15 protein-coding genes are annotated in these 21,468 nt (G+C 46.3%); 5 read left to right on the top strand and 10 right to left on the bottom strand.

The features are described 5' to 3' along the window. Nucleotides 1-75: 75 nt before the first annotated feature. From MHB56_RS16295 to MHB56_RS16280, 4 genes are all read right to left on the bottom strand, one after another. A complete protein-coding gene (locus tag MHB56_RS16295; RefSeq protein WP_076185622.1) occupies nt 76-1,086 on the bottom strand; it encodes a LacI family DNA-binding transcriptional regulator in 1,011 nt (336 codons plus the stop codon). A 181-nt stretch (nt 1,087-1,267) separates the two neighbouring features. Further along, nucleotides 1,268-2,098: a 5-deoxy-glucuronate isomerase gene (iolB, locus tag MHB56_RS16290; RefSeq protein ID WP_341143752.1), complete on the bottom strand. Its 831-nt coding sequence runs from the start codon at nt 2,096-2,098 to the stop codon at nt 1,268-1,270. 38 nt (nt 2,099-2,136) lie between these two features. Further along, nucleotides 2,137-3,183, bottom strand: a complete 1,047-nt coding sequence (iolG, locus tag MHB56_RS16285; RefSeq protein ID WP_076219004.1) for an inositol 2-dehydrogenase — start codon at nt 3,181-3,183, stop codon at nt 2,137-2,139. Between the two features lie 127 nt (nt 3,184-3,310). Continuing rightward, nucleotides 3,311-4,426, bottom strand: coding sequence for a glycoside hydrolase family 88/105 protein (locus tag MHB56_RS16280; RefSeq protein ID WP_341143751.1), 1,116 nt, complete (start codon nt 4,424-4,426; stop codon nt 3,311-3,313). A gap of 190 nt (nt 4,427-4,616) precedes the next feature. Between MHB56_RS16280 and MHB56_RS16275 the strand changes: the two genes are divergently transcribed. Beyond that, a complete protein-coding gene (locus tag MHB56_RS16275; RefSeq protein WP_076282358.1) occupies nt 4,617-5,528 on the top strand; it encodes a helix-turn-helix transcriptional regulator in 912 nt (303 codons plus the stop codon). 627 nt (nt 5,529-6,155) lie between these two features. On the opposite strand, the gene MHB56_RS16270 is transcribed toward MHB56_RS16275, so the two are convergent. From MHB56_RS16270 to MHB56_RS16260, 3 genes are all read right to left on the bottom strand, one after another. Continuing rightward, complete coding sequence (locus MHB56_RS16270; protein WP_076124755.1) at nt 6,156-7,400, bottom strand: L-lactate MFS transporter; 1,245 nt, start codon at nt 7,398-7,400, stop codon at nt 6,156-6,158. Between the two features lie 138 nt (nt 7,401-7,538). Beyond that, nucleotides 7,539-8,267, bottom strand: coding sequence for a LytR/AlgR family response regulator transcription factor (locus MHB56_RS16265; protein ID WP_076275969.1), 729 nt, complete (start codon nt 8,265-8,267; stop codon nt 7,539-7,541). After that, nucleotides 8,264-9,868 carry a sensor histidine kinase gene (locus MHB56_RS16260; protein ID WP_303047248.1) on the bottom strand — a complete coding sequence of 535 codons (1,605 nt, stop codon included), beginning with the start codon at nt 9,866-9,868 and terminating at the stop codon, nt 8,264-8,266. Before MHB56_RS16260 ends, MHB56_RS16265 begins: the two co-directional genes overlap by 4 nt. Before the next feature lie 261 nt (nt 9,869-10,129). Between MHB56_RS16260 and MHB56_RS16255 the strand changes: the two genes are divergently transcribed. After that, nucleotides 10,130-10,645: a nucleotidyltransferase family protein gene (locus MHB56_RS16255; RefSeq protein ID WP_076124758.1), complete on the top strand. Its 516-nt coding sequence runs from the start codon at nt 10,130-10,132 to the stop codon at nt 10,643-10,645. Between the two features lie 75 nt (nt 10,646-10,720). On the opposite strand, the gene MHB56_RS16250 is transcribed toward MHB56_RS16255, so the two are convergent. Beyond that, the gene (locus tag MHB56_RS16250; RefSeq protein WP_341143750.1) at nt 10,721-12,235 is read right to left on the bottom strand and encodes a methyl-accepting chemotaxis protein; all 1,515 of its coding nucleotides are present in this window, start codon (nt 12,233-12,235) and stop codon (nt 10,721-10,723) included. A 234-nt stretch (nt 12,236-12,469) separates the two neighbouring features. On the opposite strand from MHB56_RS16250, the gene MHB56_RS16245 reads away from it, so the two are divergent. Next, nucleotides 12,470-13,564 carry a GGDEF domain-containing protein gene (locus MHB56_RS16245; RefSeq protein WP_341143749.1) on the top strand — a complete coding sequence of 365 codons (1,095 nt, stop codon included), beginning with the start codon at nt 12,470-12,472 and terminating at the stop codon, nt 13,562-13,564. 119 nt (nt 13,565-13,683) lie between these two features. On the opposite strand, the gene MHB56_RS16240 is transcribed toward MHB56_RS16245, so the two are convergent. After that, nucleotides 13,684-16,806 carry an EAL domain-containing protein gene (locus MHB56_RS16240; RefSeq protein WP_076275967.1) on the bottom strand — a complete coding sequence of 1,041 codons (3,123 nt, stop codon included), beginning with the start codon at nt 16,804-16,806 and terminating at the stop codon, nt 13,684-13,686. A 305-nt stretch (nt 16,807-17,111) separates the two neighbouring features. On the opposite strand from MHB56_RS16240, the gene MHB56_RS16235 reads away from it, so the two are divergent. Both MHB56_RS16235 and MHB56_RS16230 read left to right on the top strand, forming a co-directional pair. Then, a complete protein-coding gene (locus MHB56_RS16235) occupies nt 17,112-17,255 on the top strand; it encodes a hypothetical protein (protein ID WP_167348483.1) in 144 nt (47 codons plus the stop codon). A 175-nt stretch (nt 17,256-17,430) separates the two neighbouring features. Beyond that, nucleotides 17,431-19,713, top strand: coding sequence for a TPM domain-containing protein (locus tag MHB56_RS16230; protein ID WP_341143748.1), 2,283 nt, complete (start codon nt 17,431-17,433; stop codon nt 19,711-19,713). A gap of 90 nt (nt 19,714-19,803) precedes the next feature. Here MHB56_RS16230 and MHB56_RS16225 read toward each other — a convergent pair whose 3' ends face one another. Then, nucleotides 19,804-21,420: an ATP-binding protein gene (locus MHB56_RS16225; RefSeq protein WP_076124686.1), complete on the bottom strand. Its 1,617-nt coding sequence runs from the start codon at nt 21,418-21,420 to the stop codon at nt 19,804-19,806. Nucleotides 21,421-21,468: the final 48 nt, after the last annotated feature.

Raw genomic sequence — 21,468 nt, 5'->3', positions numbered from 1 at the left:
CCTCGCCGCTAAGCGAAGTACAGGTCTTCAGATAGGAGTCGGCGTTCTTACTCCGTTTGTAGAGTTTGTGTCTTCCTAATGCGGTGCCGGTCCGGTGGAATGGCGGACTATCAGTTCCGGCATCAGCATGATCTTGCGCTTAGGACTATCGGGATTGTCGATAGATTCGTTCAGCAGAATCATCGCCTGTTCCGTCATCTCACGCAGAGGCTGAGCAATGCTGGTCAAGGTGGGATGGCAAATTTCAGCCAGCATTGTATTGTCAAAACCCACTACGGACAGATCACGGGGAATTGACAAGCCTGCGCTGCGCGCCTCCTTCAATATCCCAATCGCGAGCAGATCGTTGCAGGCGAATATGGCGGTCGGCCGGTCTTCCTGCGCCTGAGCCAGCATCGCGGCAGCCGCTTTGCGGCCGTTCTCCAGTGTGGCTGAGGTATGCGTGAGATTAGCCGGATTGTCAAAGCCAACACCCGCTGCCTTGAGCGCATCCATAAAGCCTTCCACGCGCAGCTTACTCCCCGGTAAATTGTCAGAGATAATGCCGAGCCTGCGATGGCCCAGGGACAACAGATATTCTGTCGCCTGATAGCCTCCCTTATAGTCATCCACCGTGACGCTGTTGCTCTCCATCATCCGGATATCAGCCGAAAATAACACAAGCGGTACGTGATCAGCCAGCAGGCGGCGGACCATATCTGGATTCCCTGTATGAGAAGCAATGATTATACCGTCCACCCGTTTACGCAGGAGCAGTGAGATATACCGGGCCGCCTTCTCATCATCCCGGTCAGTACTGCATACAATCAAGTCGCTTCCCTGCTCCTGAGCGTAATCCTCAATACCTCGGGCCGCCTCAGCAAAAAAAGGGTTGGAAATATCGGGAATCATCAGCCCAATCGTTCCCGTTCGGCGACTCGTCAGCGCAGAGGCCACCAGACTCGGCTGGTAATTCAGCTCCTCCATGATCCGATGAACCTTCTCCCGTGTCTTATCGCTAATTCTCCCGTTCTTGTTCAACACCTTGGACACCGTAGCGATGGAGACTCCCGCTTCCCGTGCCACATCATATATCGTAGGTTTCATCGTTAGTGAGCCCGCCTTTACGTTCGTACAATCCTATACCTAGATTATAAGGAACTCTTCTGACAGTGTCTATTCAGCGGTGCAAGAGACTCTCTTACTGTGGCGATCATTTGGTCAATACATCGACACAAAGAAGGAGCCTCCGCCTTGCGGAAGCCCCCTTTTCGTGCGTGCTGCTACACTATTTCTTCTTATCCTTCTGGTGTTGCTGCATCTCGAACAGCCATTCATGTTCCGGATCATTATGAAAAACCCATGTGCGGACCGGACCTGCCATCACATTGAGATAATAAGAATCATAACCCGGCGGAGCCGATACAGGATGATAGCCCTCCGGAACCAATACAATACTGCGGTCAGACACGGCCATCGTCTCATCAAGGCTGCGATCGTCATTATACACCCGCTGCACTACAAAACCATGAGCCGGGTTAACCCGGTGGTAGTATGTCTCTTCCAGGTAAGACTCAGCAGGTAGATTGTCACAGTCATGCTTGTGCGGAGGATAGCTGGACCAATTGCCGCCACCCGTACGTACTTCCACGACCAGCAGGCTCTCGGCTTCACTCTGCTCAGGCAAAATGTTGACCACTCGCCGTGACATACTGCCAGAACCGCGTGCTTCGGCCACAGTATCGCACGGAGCGATCAAACGCGGCGCATATTTACCCGTTCCTGGTGCAAGGCAAACCGCAAGTTCCAGCTCCGTCAAGGCCGTAACTTCATAATGCCCTCCCGCCGGAATATACACCGCATACGGCGGCAAATCCTCAAATACAGACATACGTTCACCGATCCCGGCGAACAACTGGGCGCCTGCTCTCACATCCGCCTTGCCCGCCAGCAGCACCAGACAGATTTCATTCCCTTCCGCGCTGCGGCTCAGCGTATCCCCAACCTGCAGCTGGTACACTTCAAAACCGACATATTCCCATCTAGCGCTCTCCTTGCTCACTGCCGCTACAAGTCCATCTTTGCCGGGTGCTCCGGCTTTTATGATTAGATTGGACATCTTCACAGACCTCCCCCATCTTCAGCATCTGCATCCGCTTACAAAGCTTGTGTCGCCGATATTCCCTCTCCGGCACAAGAAGACAACTTGACCGGAAGCCCGGTAAGATAGGATTCCTTAGCGGCTTCGGCAATCCGTTCCGCCTGTTGCCCGTCAGGCCCGCTGCAAATGATAGGCTCCTGCAGGCGGATTGCCCGGGCAAATGCGGCAACCTCTTCCACGAAAGCCTGGTTATACCGCTCGAGGAAGAAATGAAGCGGTTGATCGCGTGTGACCGAAGCAGCGGTTGAAACTTCTACAGTTGTTGGACGGCAGTTATCGGCGGTGGCTGAGCCGCAGGAACCGAACACCTCCACGCGTTGATCATAACCATATACAGCCTTACGGCTGTTATCAATGACGCAGATTGCGCCACTGGCAAAGGTCAGCGTGATGACAGCTGTATCCACATCATCGCAGCGCCCAAACATCGGATCAACGAGATTGGCACCTCGGGTATAAACTTCTGTTACTTCCTCACCCATCAGATAACGGGCCATATCAAAATCGTGAATCGTCATATCCATAAACATCCCGCCGGAAGACCGCACATAAGCCTCACCCGGAGGCTGCGGATCACGTGATGTGATCTTCACAATATGTGGACTGCCTAGCTCTCCTGATTGAACCAGTTGCTTAAGTTTGCGGAAGCTAGGGTCCATTCGCCGGTTGAATCCGACCTGTAGCAATACACCCTCATCCTCCACTATCTTCAGTGCCTGGTGGGTAAACTCTGACGACAGGCTGATCGGCTTTTCACAGAAAATATGTTTTCCAGCCCGGGCCGCTAGCTCAATCCAAGAGGCGTGGGTATCCGTAGGTGTGCAGATAAACACAGCCTCGATTTCAGGGTCATTCAGAATGTCTTGCCCATTCACAAATGCAGAGCCAAGATTCCGGCTCTCTGCCCAGACCAGCAATTCCTCACTTACCACAGCCTCCGCAATGGATTTCAACTTAAACGACGGCATCACACGCAGATTATCTGCATGAAGCCGGCCAATTCTGCCTGCCCCAATAATGCCAACTACGATCGGATTTACCATATTTGCTTATCCTCCTTTGAGGTAAGCGCTTAACCATCCCGAAAATAGTATACTCCAAGCACAAGTGAAGTTACAAGCAAATATTTCTCCAGCTTTTTTAACTCTCTCCTTAGCTATCTACTCCTCCTCAACAGTAATGTAACGCTTCACCTAGTGCGACTAAAACCATGGCCTGCCCGTAGGCCATAGGGGCAATAATGATTTCCTTATAATCTTCTTTTGCAGCACCAATCGGAGTGCCGCCGGATACACCAAGCACCGTGCCTTCATCGTCAATTCTGTCCAGCACCGCCCGGATCGCTTTCAGGGCATGATCTGCATACGATTCCGGCAACAACCCCCTGCGTACGCTATGCAAAATACCCGCTGCGATAGCTGCTGAGCCTGACGTTTCAGTATAACTGCTAGAGTCGTCCAGCAGCGTATGCCATAATCCGTCTCCGCTCTGGCAGGCTAATAAAGCTGTTGCCTGTGCGTTCAGGATCTGTTGAAGATATTCAAACACTCCACTGTCCAGATACGGCCCCATCAACTCCAGGTATTCAGGCAGGCCGAGTGTAAACCAGCTATTGCCCCGGCACCAGAAGGCTTCACTGAAATTATGCCGGCCGCCAAAATGCCAGCCATGAAAAAACAGCCCCGTCTTTTTATCATAAAGGTATTTGATATGCAGCAACAGTTGGTAAAGCGACGCTTGCCGCCATGCGGAATTATCGTATTTCACACCCATTTTTGCCGTGAACAAAATAGCCATAAATAACGTATCAATCCAGATTTCATTATCATTGAGCGTAACTTCATCCTTGCTCGCTCCTGTTGTGACATGCTGATAACCAGACTCCTCCGTCCGCGGCAGGCCATGCATCAACCACTGCACCCATTCCAGGCTTAATTCCTCCGCTTCCTTCAGTTCCATTAATGACAGCAACGGCGCTGTTGTATTGATATTCCGGCTCGGCAGTCCCTTGCCCAGTTGCTTGCTCATCCAAAGCTTGGCATATTCTTGATAACGCTCATCCTTGAAATGCTGCTCAAGCTTTTGAAGTCCGTAAAGCCCCACTCCCTGCGGCCAATCCCATTCCTCCATGCCAAAATCACGGGCAAAATACCCCCGTCGTCCCGCATCCTCCCCTAAATTTTGCAGTTCGGCTTCGTTTTCCGGCCGCTCCAGCTTCAGCAGCTTATCCGTCACGCGGTTCAGCTTTTCAATGATCTCAACTTTACTAATCCGGCTGTTGTTCATCTGTTTCCCGCCCCTTCACCTGCTATTTTGGGTCTTCCCTCATGTTGGGTAGTTCCATTCACCCGTAATATATCAAACCATTCCATACAAAAACTACTTTATATTTGCTGTAATAACCCTCATATATTGCAAATCTTGCTTTTCTGAACCTATAATAAGTGCATATTACAGAATAAGGCGGTGAGAGCATTTGCTTGAAAGCGACTTACTGTACGAACAAGGGTATAGCGTACGTATCAACACGCCCGTAGATCCCCTTTTTTATTATTTTGATTATGACCAGCGTTCTCACGATATCAATATGGAGTTTCAGCATTTTCATGATTTTTACGAGATTCATATCTTAATGGATTCCCGAGCCACTCATATTATCGATGGGAATGTCTGCGCCCTCCAGCAGTATGACATCGTGCTCCTGCGTCCTTATCGGATGCATAAGACACAATATCCGGAAGGGCCGCCGTTTAAGCGGCTGATCATAAACTTCGCCATGCCCAAAGATATACCCGGTTTAGAGAACGCTTACAAAAGTATGTTTCTCTCATTTTGGGAAGAAATACCGATCTACCGTTTGCCAAAAGAGTTGCGCAAAGCCGTATTTGATCCTCTTAACGCTATCTTCACCTTATCACACAGCACTTCACCGTTAAATCCAGTACTGATTCACAGCCTTTTCCAACAGTTTCTCTGTGCTTTATACCAGCGTAGAGACCAGAACAGCTATGTCCCAGAGGAGATTGGAAATGCCATTATGCAAAAAATCTACTCGATCACCGCATACATCCATAGCCATTACAACAGCGAGTTGTCCCTTGATTTCCTCGCTAAAGAGTTCTTTATCAGCTCCTATTATTTATCACACCAATTTAAGTTAATTACCGGCTCCACGCTGACAGAATATATTCAGATGACCCGGGTCCGTAATGCCCAGCAATTGCTGATCTACACCCGCCTGAAGATTTCCGAGATCGCCGGGCAATCCGGATTCAACAGCTTCTCCCAGTTCAACCGCATATTCAATAAACTTAGCGGGATGTCCCCATCCGAGTTCCGCAAGAATCAGGCCATATCCAACACTGCTTCGACCACATTTTCCTATTGATGTACTTGCTTACCTAGTTACAAAAAATCCGCTGTGCGTCCGACAAATCTATCTACCCTCTAAGTAACTATATTGAGCAGTAACAGAGGCAATGTTTAGACGCAAAAGAGAGCCGAAGGGAAAGGGATAGCAAAAGCGATGGTGCAAGCACACACATGTTGGGATAGATGCAGGTACTGGTGTAGGTGCTCGTAGTGATGTAGGTACTGATGGTGCTGGTGCTGGGGCTGGTGCTGGGGCTGGTGCTGGGGCTGGGGCTGGTGCTGGGGCTGGTGCTGGGGTAGTCACGTTTAACTGTATTTCATACAACTATTTTTTCACGCATCACGCCACCATTAGATATAGCTGTATTTGGTGCAACTATTTCCTTGGTTTTTTCGCCTCTAAGCAACATCTCGAGATTTTAGTTGTACAGAATACAACTAAAATCCGAAGATTCACTATTTCATACGGAATAGTTGCACAGAATGCAGTTACTTCTCAGATCCCAGCAAAACTCCTTCTCCCAATTGAAGATAATCCGCCCAAACAAGTCACAGCTCAGCAAGCCACTACAAATCAAAAGAACCAGGCAGCGATTCTCCACTAACGGGAGAATCACTGCCTGGTTCTAGCTTCAATTACATCTTAAGCCGTACGTTCCGTTGCTTTGAGACGCAGCGCTTTTTTCTCTTTCGACTTCGCCACTGGCGGTTTCAGAGAAATCGCGATGATGCAGGCCAGCAGGCACAAGAGGCCAAAGATAACAAAGGTTGGTTTAAATCCGCCTAGGAAGACGGCGATAAACGAACCGGAAAGGGCACCAATACCAAAACCTTGGTAAACAATTCCGTAGTTCTTACTGTGATTTTTCAGTCCGAAGAAGTCGCTGACAATGGCGGGGAACACCGTGATATTCCCGCCAAAGCAGAACGCAATGGCTGCTACACAAGTGAAGAAAAGTCCGAAATTCAGGGTCGCGTAGCTGAGGGTCAGCATAGCCGCCGCAGTTACAGCAAGCGATGCGCCTACCAGCTTCAAGCGACTCATTTTGTCAGATAAAGCACCCAGAATTAAACGTCCCGCTGTATTAAAGATCGCAATCATAGCCACCGCACTAGCTGCTGTCTGTACATCAAGTCCAGCCAGCTGCACGCCGATATCTTTTACAATACCGATCAAATACAGACCACACATACAAGCGGTGAAAAAAATGATAAATAGCAGATAAGCTTCTTTTGTCCGCAGCATTTCTTTGACCGTATAGTCTTTCGGTGAACTCATTACTGTAGCTGTCGTTGAACCCGCTGGTGCTGGGGCCGCTTGAACCGGAGCTTCTCTTACGAGCAAGGAACCGATTACAATCATGCCCATAACAATCAAACCCCAATACATAAATGTATTAGACACACCCACTGAGTCAATCAACCCGCCGTTAATATATTTAAAGATCAAACTCCCCGTTCCATAAGCACCAACGGACACGCCGGAGATTAAACCTTTATTATTCGGAAACCATTTAATTAAATTAGATAATGAAGTGATATAAGCTGTCCCATCCGCAAAACCAACGATCACCCCAACCAATAAATAGAACATGAAGAGTGAATTGGCTTGAGAGCTAAGAATCAATCCTAGTCCGAGCACAATCCCAGCAGTAGCAGTCAAACGGCGAAGCCCGAAACGATCCTGCAGCTTCCCTGCGAACAAAGTCGCGAAAGCGAGTGCAAAGCTCGTTATAGAAAAAGTAATCGAAACGGAGTTAAGCTCCCAGCCAAATTTTGTTACCAGATGCGCATTAAATAAACTCCATGTATAGATGGTACCTAGGCCCATTTGCATAATTACTGTACCTAATACGATTAGCCACCGTTTGGTGCTTTTGCTGTCCATTGTCGTAGTCATGGTCTTTTCCTTCTTTCTCTCTCGTTGTCTGCTACAAGAGCTTCTATCGCCTCTTTATTGTAGCTAAACCAGCCGATGTTGAGAGAAATCCGGCATGAGATGACGGAAATGAAGAATGAATTGCATTTATAAGCGCATAATCTGCCTGAATTCCTTTACCTTACTACGACTTACCGGCACTTCAAAACCTAAATCATGCAGGCGCAGCAAATACGTATTGTTGAACCACGGGATGATTTCCTTGATCTTGGACAGGTTAACAATATAGGAACGATGGCAGCGAAAAAAACGATCCTGCGGCAGCCGCTGAAAGAAATCGCTAATACTAAGTGCCATGCTGTATTCCTCACCTTTAGTCATCACACTTGTACTTTTTTCCTGCGCGGAGGCGTAATAAATATCGTCGGCATTCACTACGATAATCTTTTCATTTTTCCACAGATTAACCTTGTCACTGACCGGATTACGCTCTTCTTCCCCCTGTCGTCCACGGCTGGCAAATGCATTTTCCAGCTTGTGCAGCATGGCTTTGATGCGTACCTCGCTATAAGGCTTAAGAATATAGTCAAAAGCTTCAATCTCAAACGCCTCAGCAGCATGCTCCTTATACGCAGTGATGAACACTATGTAGGGTTTTACCGAGAATCTACTGATATTTTGTGCCAAAAGCACCCCATCGATGGAGGGAATATTAATATCCAGAAAAATCACATCTACCGTATCACTCTGCAAAAATTTAAGCGCGTCCAGCCCATCTTCAAACTGTGCCGTTATATCGATCCCGCTGTGCGTCTCTATTAAATAAGCCAGCTCCTGTCTTGCCAGCTCTTCATCTTCTACAATGATCGCTCTCATTGGTCCTCCTTTTTAACATCAAAAAAGATGTTCGTCCCTTTATCCAATCTCTGAATGGTAAGTCCAGTCCCATAGATCAGCTTTACCCGTTGGTGTACATTAAACAGCCCGATTTTATTCTCCGGCATATCGCCAGTATAGACCTTCTCTATCGTTTCCTCGCTGATGCCAGCTCCGGTATCGCGAATGCCCACCCGTACGGTATCCCCTTGGTCTTTTACAGAAATCGTTACTGTTCCTGTCCCTCTTACCTTCAGTATGCCATGTATAATCGCATTTTCTACAAGCGGCTGAATGATCAGACTCGGAATTCGAACCTGAACCTCATCAATATCATAAAGCACGTTAAGCCGGCTTCCAAAACGCGCCTTTTCGATCTCTACGTATTGCTGGACCTGCTGTAGCTCTCGTTTGATATCAATGAATTCATCGGTAAGCTCCAGATTGTATCTCATATAACCGGACAGATTCACAATCAGCTCGCGTGCCTTATCCGGGTTAATTCGAATCGAGGACGCAATCGCATTCAGTGCATTGAACAAAAAATGCGGGTTAATGCTGGTCTGCAGTGCCTTCAGCTCCGCTTTGTTCGCCATTTCCTTAATGCCTTCCACCCGCGACACTTCCATCAAGGTAGAGATCATTTGCGACAGACCCACGGCCATAGCTTGAAGCGAATAGGTAATCTTGTGGGCTTTGGTGTAATAGATTTTGAGCGCTCCCGTTACCTCACCCTTTTCCTTCAAAGGAATAATGATCAGCGACTTGATCTGCGGATTCACGTAATCACTATCATCGTTACGGATGGTAATTTCACCACTGGACAACGTTACTTTAGTTTCCTCACTGATAATATCGTTAGTTGTCTCATAATCCTCCTCACCCACGCCAACATAGGCACGAATAAACCGAGTATCCGTAATCGCTACAGCGTCTGCACCGATATCCTCTTTGATGATCTGGCAGATGGTGTGCAGCGACTCCTGATTAATATTGCGAAAATACGGCAAGGTCTTATTGGCAATATCAAGCGCCAGCTTGGACTGCTTAGCCGCGATCCGTTCCTTCTCACCTTCCACGCTCTGCACTAGCACAACAATCAGGCCGACACTAATCTGGCTCATAATCATCGGAAAAGCGATCTTGGACACGATATCCACACCCAGCGACATCGGCTGAGCCATCGCTAGAATGAGCAGCATCGTCAGTGCCTCACAGGCCATTCCCGCCAAAATCCCTGCTATCCAGCGACGTTCACCAGAGGTGCGGCGATAGATTATCCCAGACACTATGCCCGCGGTGATACTCGTAATCAGACAAGGAAGAGAGGTTACCCCTCCGATATCAATCAGAAAACGGTGAACCCCTGAGATGATGCCTGTTATAAGTCCAACCCATGGCCCGAACAAAATCCCGCCAGATACGATGGCGATAATTCGTACATTCACAAGCGAACCTTCCACATTAATCCCGCTATAAGTGCCGAAAATGGCAAATAAGCTGAAGATCATCGTCGCAATAGCAAGCTCTTGCGGAGCGTAACTCCCTTTTTGAAAAACCTCTTTAAACCGCGGCAGACGAGTCAATACAAACAGACACATCAGCAATAACGCAGCTCTTTCCAACAATTGCAGTAATATAGTAAACGTATATTGCACGGTCACCGCCTCCAAAGGTCTCGATGTCGATTCATTATAAAGATAGTTCATGCCTCTGTCCATTCAGCCTGTCCCTTTATACCTCTATTGAAACTCTTGTTGTATGATATTAACAGATTGGAAGCATGAATATTCGGAGGTGGCAGTTTGCACAAGATAGAACACGAGGCAGATATCATTCAGCTTGTACATAATGACCCCTGGATGATGGATATTTTAGAAAATGCCAGATCGCTACAGTTACCTGACTGGTGGGTTTGTGCTGGGTTTGTACGTTCAAAAATCTGGGATACCTTACATGGCTTTGAAGAGCGGACCCCTTTACCAGATATTGATGTTATTTATTATGACGGCAGCAATCTTCATGAGGAAGTGGAAAAGCAATGGGAGGCAAAACTAAGAAATTTAAATCCCCATGTGCCATGGTCCGTTAAGAATGAAGCAAGAATGCATACCATTAACAACCTTGCGCCCTATACGTCATCTGTAGATGCCATCTCCAAGTTTCCGGAAACAGCTACAGCGCTTGGGCTTTCCTTAGATGAATACGGTAAGGTTATCCTAACCGCTCCGCATGGGATTGCAGATGTTATTAATGTAGTGTTACGGGCTACCCCTCATTTCAACAATAATCCGAACTTACTCCCTATTTATGAAAAACGAATTGCACAAAAAAACTGGCAGGCAACGTGGAAGCAATTGCAGGTCAGCGCTACCTAAAGCTAAGTTGTGTTAGCATCGGAATAAAAAAGACAGCAAGCCTCTGCTACAGAAGGGCTTGCTGCTGTTGTTTTATTACACCGCTAAATCAATACCAACCACGCCTACTACATCTCCCTGACGATTCCGGATTGCTCTAGATAATGTAATACAAGAACGTTTCGTAATCGCGGATACATAAGGTTTAGAGACATATTCACCCTCATTCACGGCCCCATTCCACCAATCACGCCGCTTAGCATTCAACAGGCCAGCCGCTGGCTCGGAGTAGATAAAGGTTCCATCCGTCCGATTGGACCAAATGGCTTGTACATCTGGAATTTTCTTAATGTAAGCTTTCAAAACACCTTGATGAACTTCAGTATCTGGAGCGTAAAGTTCTTCCTTGGCGGAAATCGTCTCCAAGAGACTCTGCATTTCCTGAAGCCGGGCTGCATATTGGCTCATCTCAATTTCCGCTCTGCCCGCAATGCTAGTAACCGATTGCTGCAAGGATTGCGACTCCGCTAACAGATTGGCGCTGACTTCGTTCAGCTGCCCAATCTGGTCCCGCTGCCGTGTCACCTGCTCCAGCGTAAGGTCTACATTGGCAATCGTCTCATTCACGATAGCCACCGCACCGCTCAGCTCCGTTGTCACTTCTACAATCAGCTTGCCCTGTTTCGCGGCAGCATCGATTGTTTCCGTCACGGCGCTGCCTACTTCATCTACTCTCGACGCGATATCATCGAGTCGAAGCTTAACCGTGCCGACCTCGTTCACCCCACGCTCCACTGAGACTTGCTCTTTCGTAACGGATTCCAGCACCTGCTGTACTCCATTATTAATGTCAAGCAAGATGCCTGAGGAGCGGTCTACCGAGCTCTTGCTTTGATCAGCCAGCTGCCGAATCCGGCTGGCCACTACTGCAAATCCGCGGCCCTGTTCACCGGCCCGGGCCGCTTCAATAGAAGCATTCAGCGCGAGCAACGAGGTCTCATTCACAATGGAGTTAATCAATGTATTGATCTCCTCTACCATCGCAATATGATTACTCAGGGTAGTAAACTTAGCTAACATGTCCCCACTCTGTGTTTGCAGATCCTTCATCACCACATCTGCAATGCTCAGGGAATCTACCATTGCTGTCATTCCTTGCCGAGCATATTGCATATTCGAGCCTAGTTTTTCCGTCAATTCTTCGATATGTGCTGTAACTGAGGCTACACCGCCCATCGTCTGATAGGCCCCTTCAATATTGGCTTTAGCTTCGTTGCTGCGAATCCTTAAATCCGTTTCATACGCGTGTGAATAATCTGCTGTCTGCTGCAGCTGCTCTGTATGGCGGCTGATTTCTTCAAGCGCACCATGCAGCCGATCCGAGGTAACTACAATCTCATTGCCAAGAAGCTCCACTTTGTTCTGTGAATCCTTCAGCAGCGCTTCTTTGCGATAACCGTAGCGGGATGTATTCAGCGAGAACCATCCTAGAGAACCCATAAGCAGAATAATCACCAGCTTATGCATCCAGAGCATATCAATCAATAAGCTGTACACACTGACAAGAAGCAACAGGACGACTACGAAAATCTGGTTTCGACGGATCTGCATCTTTACTTCCACTCCACTCGATTGATGTTATGTATTCTAACATTATATCAGCAGAGTTAATTAAAGGAAATACTTTCTATAGTATTCCTTTTCGATCAATCATTCCCCGGGCCGGGCAATCTCACCTTATAAAGATGCTTGTTGATCTCCCGCTTCCAAGAAAGCCATCAAGAGGAAACCTGAGCTTATTGTCGAATATATAAGCATATTGCCACTGGAAAAGAGGATCACATTATGCGCGCCACACCTCAAACTCCTCGTCAGACCTATTGGAATCGTGTGCTTCTCAATTCATTCTGGATCATCCTGATTGTGTATTTAAGTATTCAGTTCATTGTTTCTCTATCCTTATGGAGCCAGCGTCCGGAAACCCCAACCAGGAACGATTATATTGAGCACTCGTTGATTTCTGATTCCATCATAGTGAGTTTGATCATTATTCTAGAAGTAATCTATAGATGGAGGCCTCTGTGGGCCCAACTCGCCATTACGGTTGCAAGCCATCTATTTGCGGTTTTGATTATCGTCAATCTCAGCGATGAGTTGCATGTTAAATCATTAATTATGCTGTTCCCGCTACTAGTCTCGATGATCTATCTGAAGAGCAGTTATATGATAGCCACTTCTGCTATTTCTCTACTGTACACGATCATTTTATTCACCAAGACATCCATTCACGAGTACTTCCCGATCACCCAAACAATCATTATCGCTCTTATTTTTGCAGGCACTGCTTTGGCAGGTTTTGCAGTAATCGTTCGTGGACGTGATTTGATGCAATCCCTGCAGAACTCCGTCAAGTCAGAACAGGAATTACGCATTCAGAATATAATCATGGATCGTCTATCTAAGATAGATCCCCTGACTGATCTGTATAATCACAAGACTTTTCACGAATATTTGGGTTGGCTAATCGAGCATCAGCAGAGTAATCCATTCTCCATGCAGCTTGCCGTTATGGATATCGATAATTTCAAAAAAGTAAATGATTGCTATGGACACTCCGTTGGAGATATCGTATTACAAAAAATCGCAGCGATCCTGCTCGAGTATATCGGTCCTGATGATTTCGCCGCGCGGTACGGGGGCGAGGAATTCATTGTCATTCTGACAACCAAAACCTTTGAACAATCCTATGAAATCATGCAACAAATTCTAGCCAAAGTCGCCGATACCCCTTTTGCCGAAATGGAAGGGAAAAGCATAACCGTCAGTATCGGGATGCATGATTACACAGGTGCAGACTCCAAAAATTCTACTTTTCAGCAGGCTGATGATGCACTTTACGAAGCTAAAAACACCGGGAAGAACAAAATTGTCATCAGCTAGTGACAAGCTCCACAGACACTGTTTATCTGTCGGAGCTTGTTTTCTTTTGCAAAGCCTTAATTTCAGAAGCATTTCATACCAAAAACCCCCACCTTGTGATGAGGGCTGTGTATCCACTGCTATATTCCGTAACGCTTCTGCGGTTCCAAAAGCTCCACCACTTCCTGCTTCGGAACAGGTCTGCTAACCAGATATCCCTGTACCTTATCGCAGCCCGATTTTCTGAGGAAATCCAGCTGGCTGATCTCTTCCACTCCCTCCGCAACGACCTCCAGCCCCATATTGTGGCCCAGCTGTATAATGGTCTGCACAAAAGACTGGCTGTAAGCTTTTTCCGAAAGCGAATCGATAAAGGTTTTATCCATTTTAAGCGTAGAAATCGGCAATTGCTGCAAATAACTAAGAGATGAGTATCCCGTTCCGAAATCATCCAGCGCAATACGAATGCCTTGGGATTTGAGGAATTGAAGCTTATTCACGATACTCTCAAACGATTCCATAAAAATAGACTCGGTGATTTCCAGTTCAAGACAACTAGGCTTTAGCCCACTTTCAGCCAGACTTTCCTGCACCATCTCGACGAAATCATCCTGCAATAGTTGAATAATGGAAATGTTAACTGATATCTTGTAAGGAATGCCCATACGATCTTGAATGCCCTTCATAAAGATGCACGATTCCCTAAGCACCCATTCTCCAATATAAATAATCAGCCTGGAATCCTCGGCGATTTTGATAAAGGAAAGTGGAGATACAAAGCCCAGCGTTGGACTATTCCAGCGAATTAAAGCCTCAAAACCAGAGATTAATCCAGACTGGATATCCACCTGCGGTTGATAATATAACTCAAACTCATTATTATTCATGGCACTGCGCAAATGTTTCTCTATATTCATCCGTTCATTAAACGCAGTATGCATAGATTTGTCATATACCACATAAGTCCCCTTACCATCCTCTTTTGCCCGGTACATAGCGACATCCGCATTTTTTAAGATTTGCTCGGTGGTCTCACCATCTTCCGGATAAAAGGAAATTCCGATGCTTACGGAAACGTACAAATAACTCTCTCCGATTAAAAAGGACTGCCTGAACGCTCTCATGATACGCTCCGCCAGGTCTAGCACATCCTCGTGGTTTTCTATATCCTTAATAAAAATCACGAATTCATCCCCGCCGAGCCGAGAGAGCATATCTCCTTCCCGCACCACCGACTGCAGCCTTTTGCTAGCCTTCTGAATAAGAACATCACCGGATTTATGCCCTAAGGTATCATTGATGTATTTAAAATTATCGGTATCTACGAACAACAGCGCCGCCTTGCCTCCTGAACATTGCAGATATTTCTCCATAGATTCCAGTAGACATACACGGTTGGGTAGATTACTAAGCTCATCCACATAAGCTAGACGATGCATGTGTTTTTGATTCTCCACCAGCATATCGTATTGCTCTACAAGCTCCTGCTGTGTGGCTGTAAGCTGTTCATAGGTTGCCTCAAGCTCCTGATAACTGTTGCTCAGCTTTAGCTCTACCTGCTTCCGCTTACTAATATCAATCAGTGAACCGATAAATAACACAACTTCATTCTTTGGATCAACGATAGCTTTACCACTTACCTCAAACCAGACGAACTGATTATCTTTGGTCCGCATGCGGTATTCCGTCTCGTAGATAGGTGTTAAACCTGCCAGATGATCATGTCTTGCCTTTTGGGATGATGGCTGGTCATCGGGATGAATAATACTAAGCACCCCATTTTCGAAAGAATTGATTTCATCCTCCGTATAGCCCATGAGCTTGTACCAGCGATCCGATAGATTATACAGTCCTGTCTCCCAATCAAGCTCCCACATGTATGCACCAGAACCCTCTGTCGCGAGACTGAACCGTCGTTCACCTACTTGCAGCTTAGCAAATTGCTCCTGTAGCTCGACCTCTGTCGCTGACAGCTCTTCGTAAGTAGCTTCCAGTTCCTCATAACTTTGCTGAAGCCTTAGCTCATTTTGTTTGCGCTCATCGATATCCACTCCTACAAGCACAAAAATATCAGCTGCCTGCTTATCCAATCCTTTCAACAAGGTGGTCCGAAATGAAAAATACCGCGCTGCTGGCGAATTGTCCGGAAGTTTATGCTCGATATTATCAACATAGTCAAGCTGTACGGCCCTTTCCAGCAGATTCCGAATAGCCGCCGTACTGCCTGTCAGCCCCTCTATATCCTCAATGTTTTTGCCCACTACTTCATTCTCGCATAGGCCCGTCATTCGCTCAGCGTAATTGTTAAACCGAACTACCTTTTTATCCGCCTGCACGGCCCAAACTACCATACCGCTATGCTCTATTACATCCTCAAAAAATTGCTGTTCCGAATAAACCGCCCGCCGTAAGTGATTAATATACATTTTTAGCAAAACCGCACTAATGATCAGAAGGCCGAGCAGAATAATGGCTCCCACAATAAATCTATTGCGCATCATAACTTTATAATAATCCGAATGAACGAAGAAATAGTGCTGATACAGCTCTTCAAAAGCACCTGAACGATGCAGGCGATCCAATCTCTCGTTAACATAAGTCACTAGCTCCGGAGAGGATTTACTTATTGCAAAAGCGACATCCCTAGGGTAGAGATTGCTCATTTTTTTGATAATACTCCCCTTCAATTTCTGCTCTGCAATCAGATAATCAATCACTTCCTGATTCTCAAATAGAAGGTCGATTTCCCCATTTTCTAAAGCCTTCAAAGCTTCAGGAGTCGTTGCATATTCTATGTAATTTGTAATCCCCACCTTGCTGTTCAGCACGGTTGCAGAATACTGCCCATTCCCTAACCCAATCTTATAACTTCCCAACGTCTTTAAATCGATCTCATCCTCAAGCTCTCGCCTTGCATAGATGGAAATATAATTCTTAATAACTGGATCTGAAAATAACACCTCTTGGTTACGCGACTCCGTAATTGCCATAAGACCTGCTATCTCAATATCTCCTTGAATCAGCCGACTGTATACTTCATCCCATTGCCCAGTACTGTAGTGAATAAGGTAATCCTGCTTCTCAAAAATCATCGTGCTCAAATTAATATCAAACCCGGTCAAATACCCGTTTTCTACATATTTATAAGGTGGATATTCCAGTTCTACTTGGTACCTTATATCCTCTCTTTCGGCGTGAGCGGCTGTAGGAGGTACGAGCAAAAGCAGAAAAATAATCAGAAGCAACATTGTGCACCGCTTCATTGCCCAATTCCCCTTTTTGCTAAAATTTAGAATTTAAAGCATTATTCTAAAAAGTATTCGACAAAATATGGTAAGATTCCTGCTAATTCTTTCCTAAAACCACACATTATACGCAAATCCCCATCTTTCGATGGACTCTTTTATTTGTAAATGATAAAAGTTACGAAGTCTTGATTTTTATATTGCTTTTTACATAGAAAATGTGGATAATAGCAATAACGATAAACGATGATAATGATTATCATTATTATAAGCGTTAATAATTTCAATTTACTATATTTAAGTTAAAAGGAGACTGATCACCCATGAACGTTACCTCTACCCGAACAACATTACAGGTTGACGATTATCTGGATCTGCTCAATCTTGCCGTTAAAGTTGGAGATTTGAAATGGCAAAAAGAAATTAAATCCAGATTGCAATACATTCTCTGTCTGCCGACAAGATAATGCTTCCGAGTATACGCCGTGTTCCCTTATTTGGGGGCATGGCTTTTTTTGTTGGTATGCAGACATAACTATATAATAATTGGAGTATCTCCAGGTCACCTGATGGTTAATGATATAGTATAATTATCAGCATAATATATTGAATAAAAAGTCCTTCAGATCGGAGCGTGTCAGCTTGAAAAAGTATATAGCTTTATTCTTAATGCTCAGCCTGTTATGGGTACCTGGTGCATACGCCGCTGGAATTCCTGCACAGCAGGGATTTGTTACCGATAACGCTGAAATGTTCAGTTCCGCAGAAGCCGCGTCTATTTCTGCTACCGCTACTGGAGAACTCATGACCATCCATGTACTCACTGTAGATTCCACAGACGGTACTCCAGCTGATAAGTATGCAGACAAGGTTTACGACTCGTGGAAACTGTCCACGCGGGATCTTCTACTGCTGATCTCCGCTGGTGACCAGTCCATTGAGCTAAATTTCTTAAATCCAGGCTTTCAAAGCTCGTTAAATACTTGGTCTAAGAATCAGGGAGGGTCCTCGGGAAGTTCAGCCATCCAAAAACTGCTCGACACCTATTTCATTCCTTATGCCAAAAAAGGGGACTTCGCTGGCGGGACAAAGGCTTTGATTAATGCCATCCATTCCATCGGAGATCGTGCCGGCAATACTGGAGGAACCGCAGGAAGCGGGAGCGCAGCCGGGGTCGGGAATGATGTAAACCGCTCCAGCAGCTCCATGTTTATGATTGCAGCGATTCTTATCGGAGCCCTTCTAATCCTCCTTCTACTCTTTGTAATGGTTACAGGTCTGCGTCGACGCAAGCAGCTTAGCGAGCAACAGAAACAGTTATCTAATTTAATGGTCCAGGCAAATCGGGCACTGGAATCGCTAAACCCTTTTCAAGGGATCGTTCAAGGGAAGACGGGAGAACTAGTCGAAGGTATTTCCAAGCGGCTGTCCGCCAAGCTCGTTGAAATCTCCGCACTACAAAGCGAAGGTCAAGGCGTTCAGCCAGCATTTTATCGCTTGGCTGCCCTCAAGACAGCCGTGAAACAATTGCAGCAGACCGAAGCTGCCTTCCGCACAGCGCTTGAAGAGGAAGAGAAACACATAGCTGTCATTAGCGAAGCTGACCGCAATGTCAAACAGCGTATTACAGAGCTGAAAGAGGATACGCCAGAGCTTGAAGAACAGCTGCAAGGTGCAGTTAAAGAAACCGGGTATGAGCTTCAAGAAATTGTAGAGGAACTTAAAGAGCTTGCGGAGGAAACTGCTAAGGCAGACCAATTGGAGCTTTTTGATCCCATTGCTGCACAAGAGGTTACCGAGGATGCACAGGAACGTCAGGAAAAAATCGAACAGGATCTGAAGGATGTTGATCTCTATGATGATAAGCTAAACAAATTTCCTACGGTATTAGCTGCGGCACGTGCCAAAATCACCGGGATCATTGAACAGAATTCACTGCACAATATGAAGGTTAAGCCATATGACCACCTAGAGCAAGCCCGCGTAGAATCGTTGACTCTTGAAGCGCCGCTGCGTATAGGAGATATGGATGAGGTGCGCAGAATCGGCGCCAGTCTAGATCTGCTTCTGGATGAAGCTGTTGCTATGACAGAGCAGCAAGCACTGCTGCGGCAGAATAACCGCAGAGATCTAGAGACATTCCGCACCACATGGAGCCACTTGAAGCAGCGGCGAGACGAGCTGCAGGCCCGAATTACAGAAGCACGTGTACATTTCGAAGAACAGCATATAGTTAGCGTAGAGAACATTCTGACGGAGTGGAGCACACGTCTTCGGGAAGGCGCAGGTGAAGTGGCGCAAATTGAGAACTGGACCAGTGATGAACGGGGCGAATATGACAAGGCCCACGATGCGCTGGAGCGCTTGCTGTCCTTGCAGGATGAAGCTGGCCGGCAATATGACGGCGTCTCTGAAAGTCTAAATGCATTAAATGAAAGACTGGATAAAGTACAACGTCTCTTCTCCGAAGGACAAAGTCGGGTAGAGACGACCCAGCGAATGCTGCACAGCAGAGGCTTGTCTTCCAGAATCCGCTTTGAGTTATCCTTACTGCCGGAATATAGCCAGTTGGAGCAACGGTTGTCATCCCGGCCTTACAACCTGGAGGAACTAGAATCGATTGGCCACGCTTATGGCGCTCAGATCACTTCCTTTGTGAATGAAGCGAACCGAATCGTTCGCCAAAAAGAAGAGGAAGAACGGCTTGCCCAGCTAGCCATGATGAGAGAGCAACAGCGGCGTGCGCAAGCCCGTAAACGGATGTCCTCTGGTCCTCCTTCTTCAGGCGGATTCGGTGGGGGACGTTCCTCCGGCGGCTCTTCCTGGGGTGGTGGCGGCAGTGGCGGCAAATCCTCCGGTGGTTCTTCCTGGGGCGGTGGCGGCGGCAAATCCGGTGGAAATTCATCGGGTGGCTCTAAGTGGTAATTCCTCACCATTAGATGCAAATGGATATACAAAAAGACTCTTTCGCTTATATGGGCGGAAGAGTCTTTTTAATTATGAATTATTGCTGTTTCATTTGTGGTATGAATGTGCCATCGGAAGATAAATTGTAACGGCCGTGCCTACTCCCTCTTCACTAGCTATTGCCACATATCCTCTGTGGGCAGTCACGATTTTTTTGACAATCATGAAGCCAAGTCCATTTCCATCGCCTCTGGTCGTGTGAAAAGGCTCTCCTAATTTCTCCAGAACTTCCTTATTCATACCCTCTCCATTATCGGTGAAGGTAATCACCTGGAATTCATCCTTCACATCAAGAGTCACTGTAATGCTCCCGCCAAAAGGCAAAGCTTCCATTGAATTTCTTAGGATATTGAGGAAAATCTGCTTAATCTGATTGCGGTCACATTCGATCTCAGCATCATAATGGATCTTTGTATTTAACGCTATATTATTCATTTCCACCTGAATCGCGAAGATATTCAATACTTCCAGCAGGATCGTGCTACATTGTTCAGTCATATAATGCGCAGCCTGCGGTTTACCCAGAATAAGAAACTCGCTCACAATGAGATTCATTCTTTCCACTTCTGACATAATGAGATCATAATGCAGCAGACGTGAATCTTTATTAGCCAGTTGAAGCATCCCTTTCACCGTAGTCAGGGGATTGCGGATCTCATGTGCAATGCTCATGGCCAGTTGTCCTGCGACCACTAGCTTTTCTGTATTGCGCAGCACTTCTTCCGTTCTTTTCATCTCCGTGATGTTGCGCAAACTTCCAATCACACGCGCTAAGTAACCATTCGCATCGTAAACGGGTAGTACATCTAACATATAATGCTCGAACAACCCGTTTTTCTCCTGAATCACTTCTAACCCAGCACATGCGACATGATGTATGATGACATGTTGAAAGTATGCGCCCACATTCCTAATTTCAAAGACACTAGTTCCAACAACAGACTCTTGATGCTCACCACCCAAATGAAGCATGGCTAAACCGTTCTCATTTATATTCACGACTGTTCCGAATTGATCTGTTATGATTACCCCTAAGTAATTGGTCTCTAGCAAAATCCGATTTAATAATTGCAGCTGAGAATTCCCTCTTCGCAACAAAATCTCACGTTCAATCGAGTCAGCCATCGTACAGAGCAGAGGCAGCAAATGGGGATGGGCTACATCTATATCTGCCATAAATGAAATTGTACCTAAAATCTCTTGTCCATTTTCTTTATAAAATGGAGCTGTACAGCATACTAAATGATGCAAAATATGATGGAAATGGTCTCGTCCTGTCAGCTGGAATGGCCTCTGATATTCAAGGGCTAAAGCGATTGAATTGGTACCCACTTCTTTGTTCATCTGCACGCCTTCTTTGATGCCTACCTGTCCTACGAGATCAATAATCGTCGCATCTCCTTGGAACGCCAATAGATAACCTGCATCATCCGAAATCGTAACTAGGATCGGGTTCCCTTTGACTGAGGAAAGAAATTTTTTGACAAAAAATTCGATAACCTCAATCACTTCACTATATGCGCTAAGCTGTGCCCCCAATTCATCAGTAGAATATCCCTTTGCAAAGACAGGCGGTTGCTCAGGATCAATTCCTTGGTCAATACAATGCTGATTGGAAGCCTTAATAATGGTCTCATCCGTCAGTATCCCTGTTGTCTCATCCAAAGCCCTTACCCCATTCTGTATGAATCTTCAATTTTGCATTGCATAATT

The organism is Paenibacillus sp. FSL H8-0315 (assembly GCF_038005365.1).
GTDB lineage: Bacteria > Bacillota > Bacilli > Paenibacillales > Paenibacillaceae > Paenibacillus_AQ > Paenibacillus_AQ odorifer.
The sequence above is the reverse complement of the archived record's forward strand: the minus strand, read 5'-3'. Positions and strand labels throughout refer to the sequence as shown.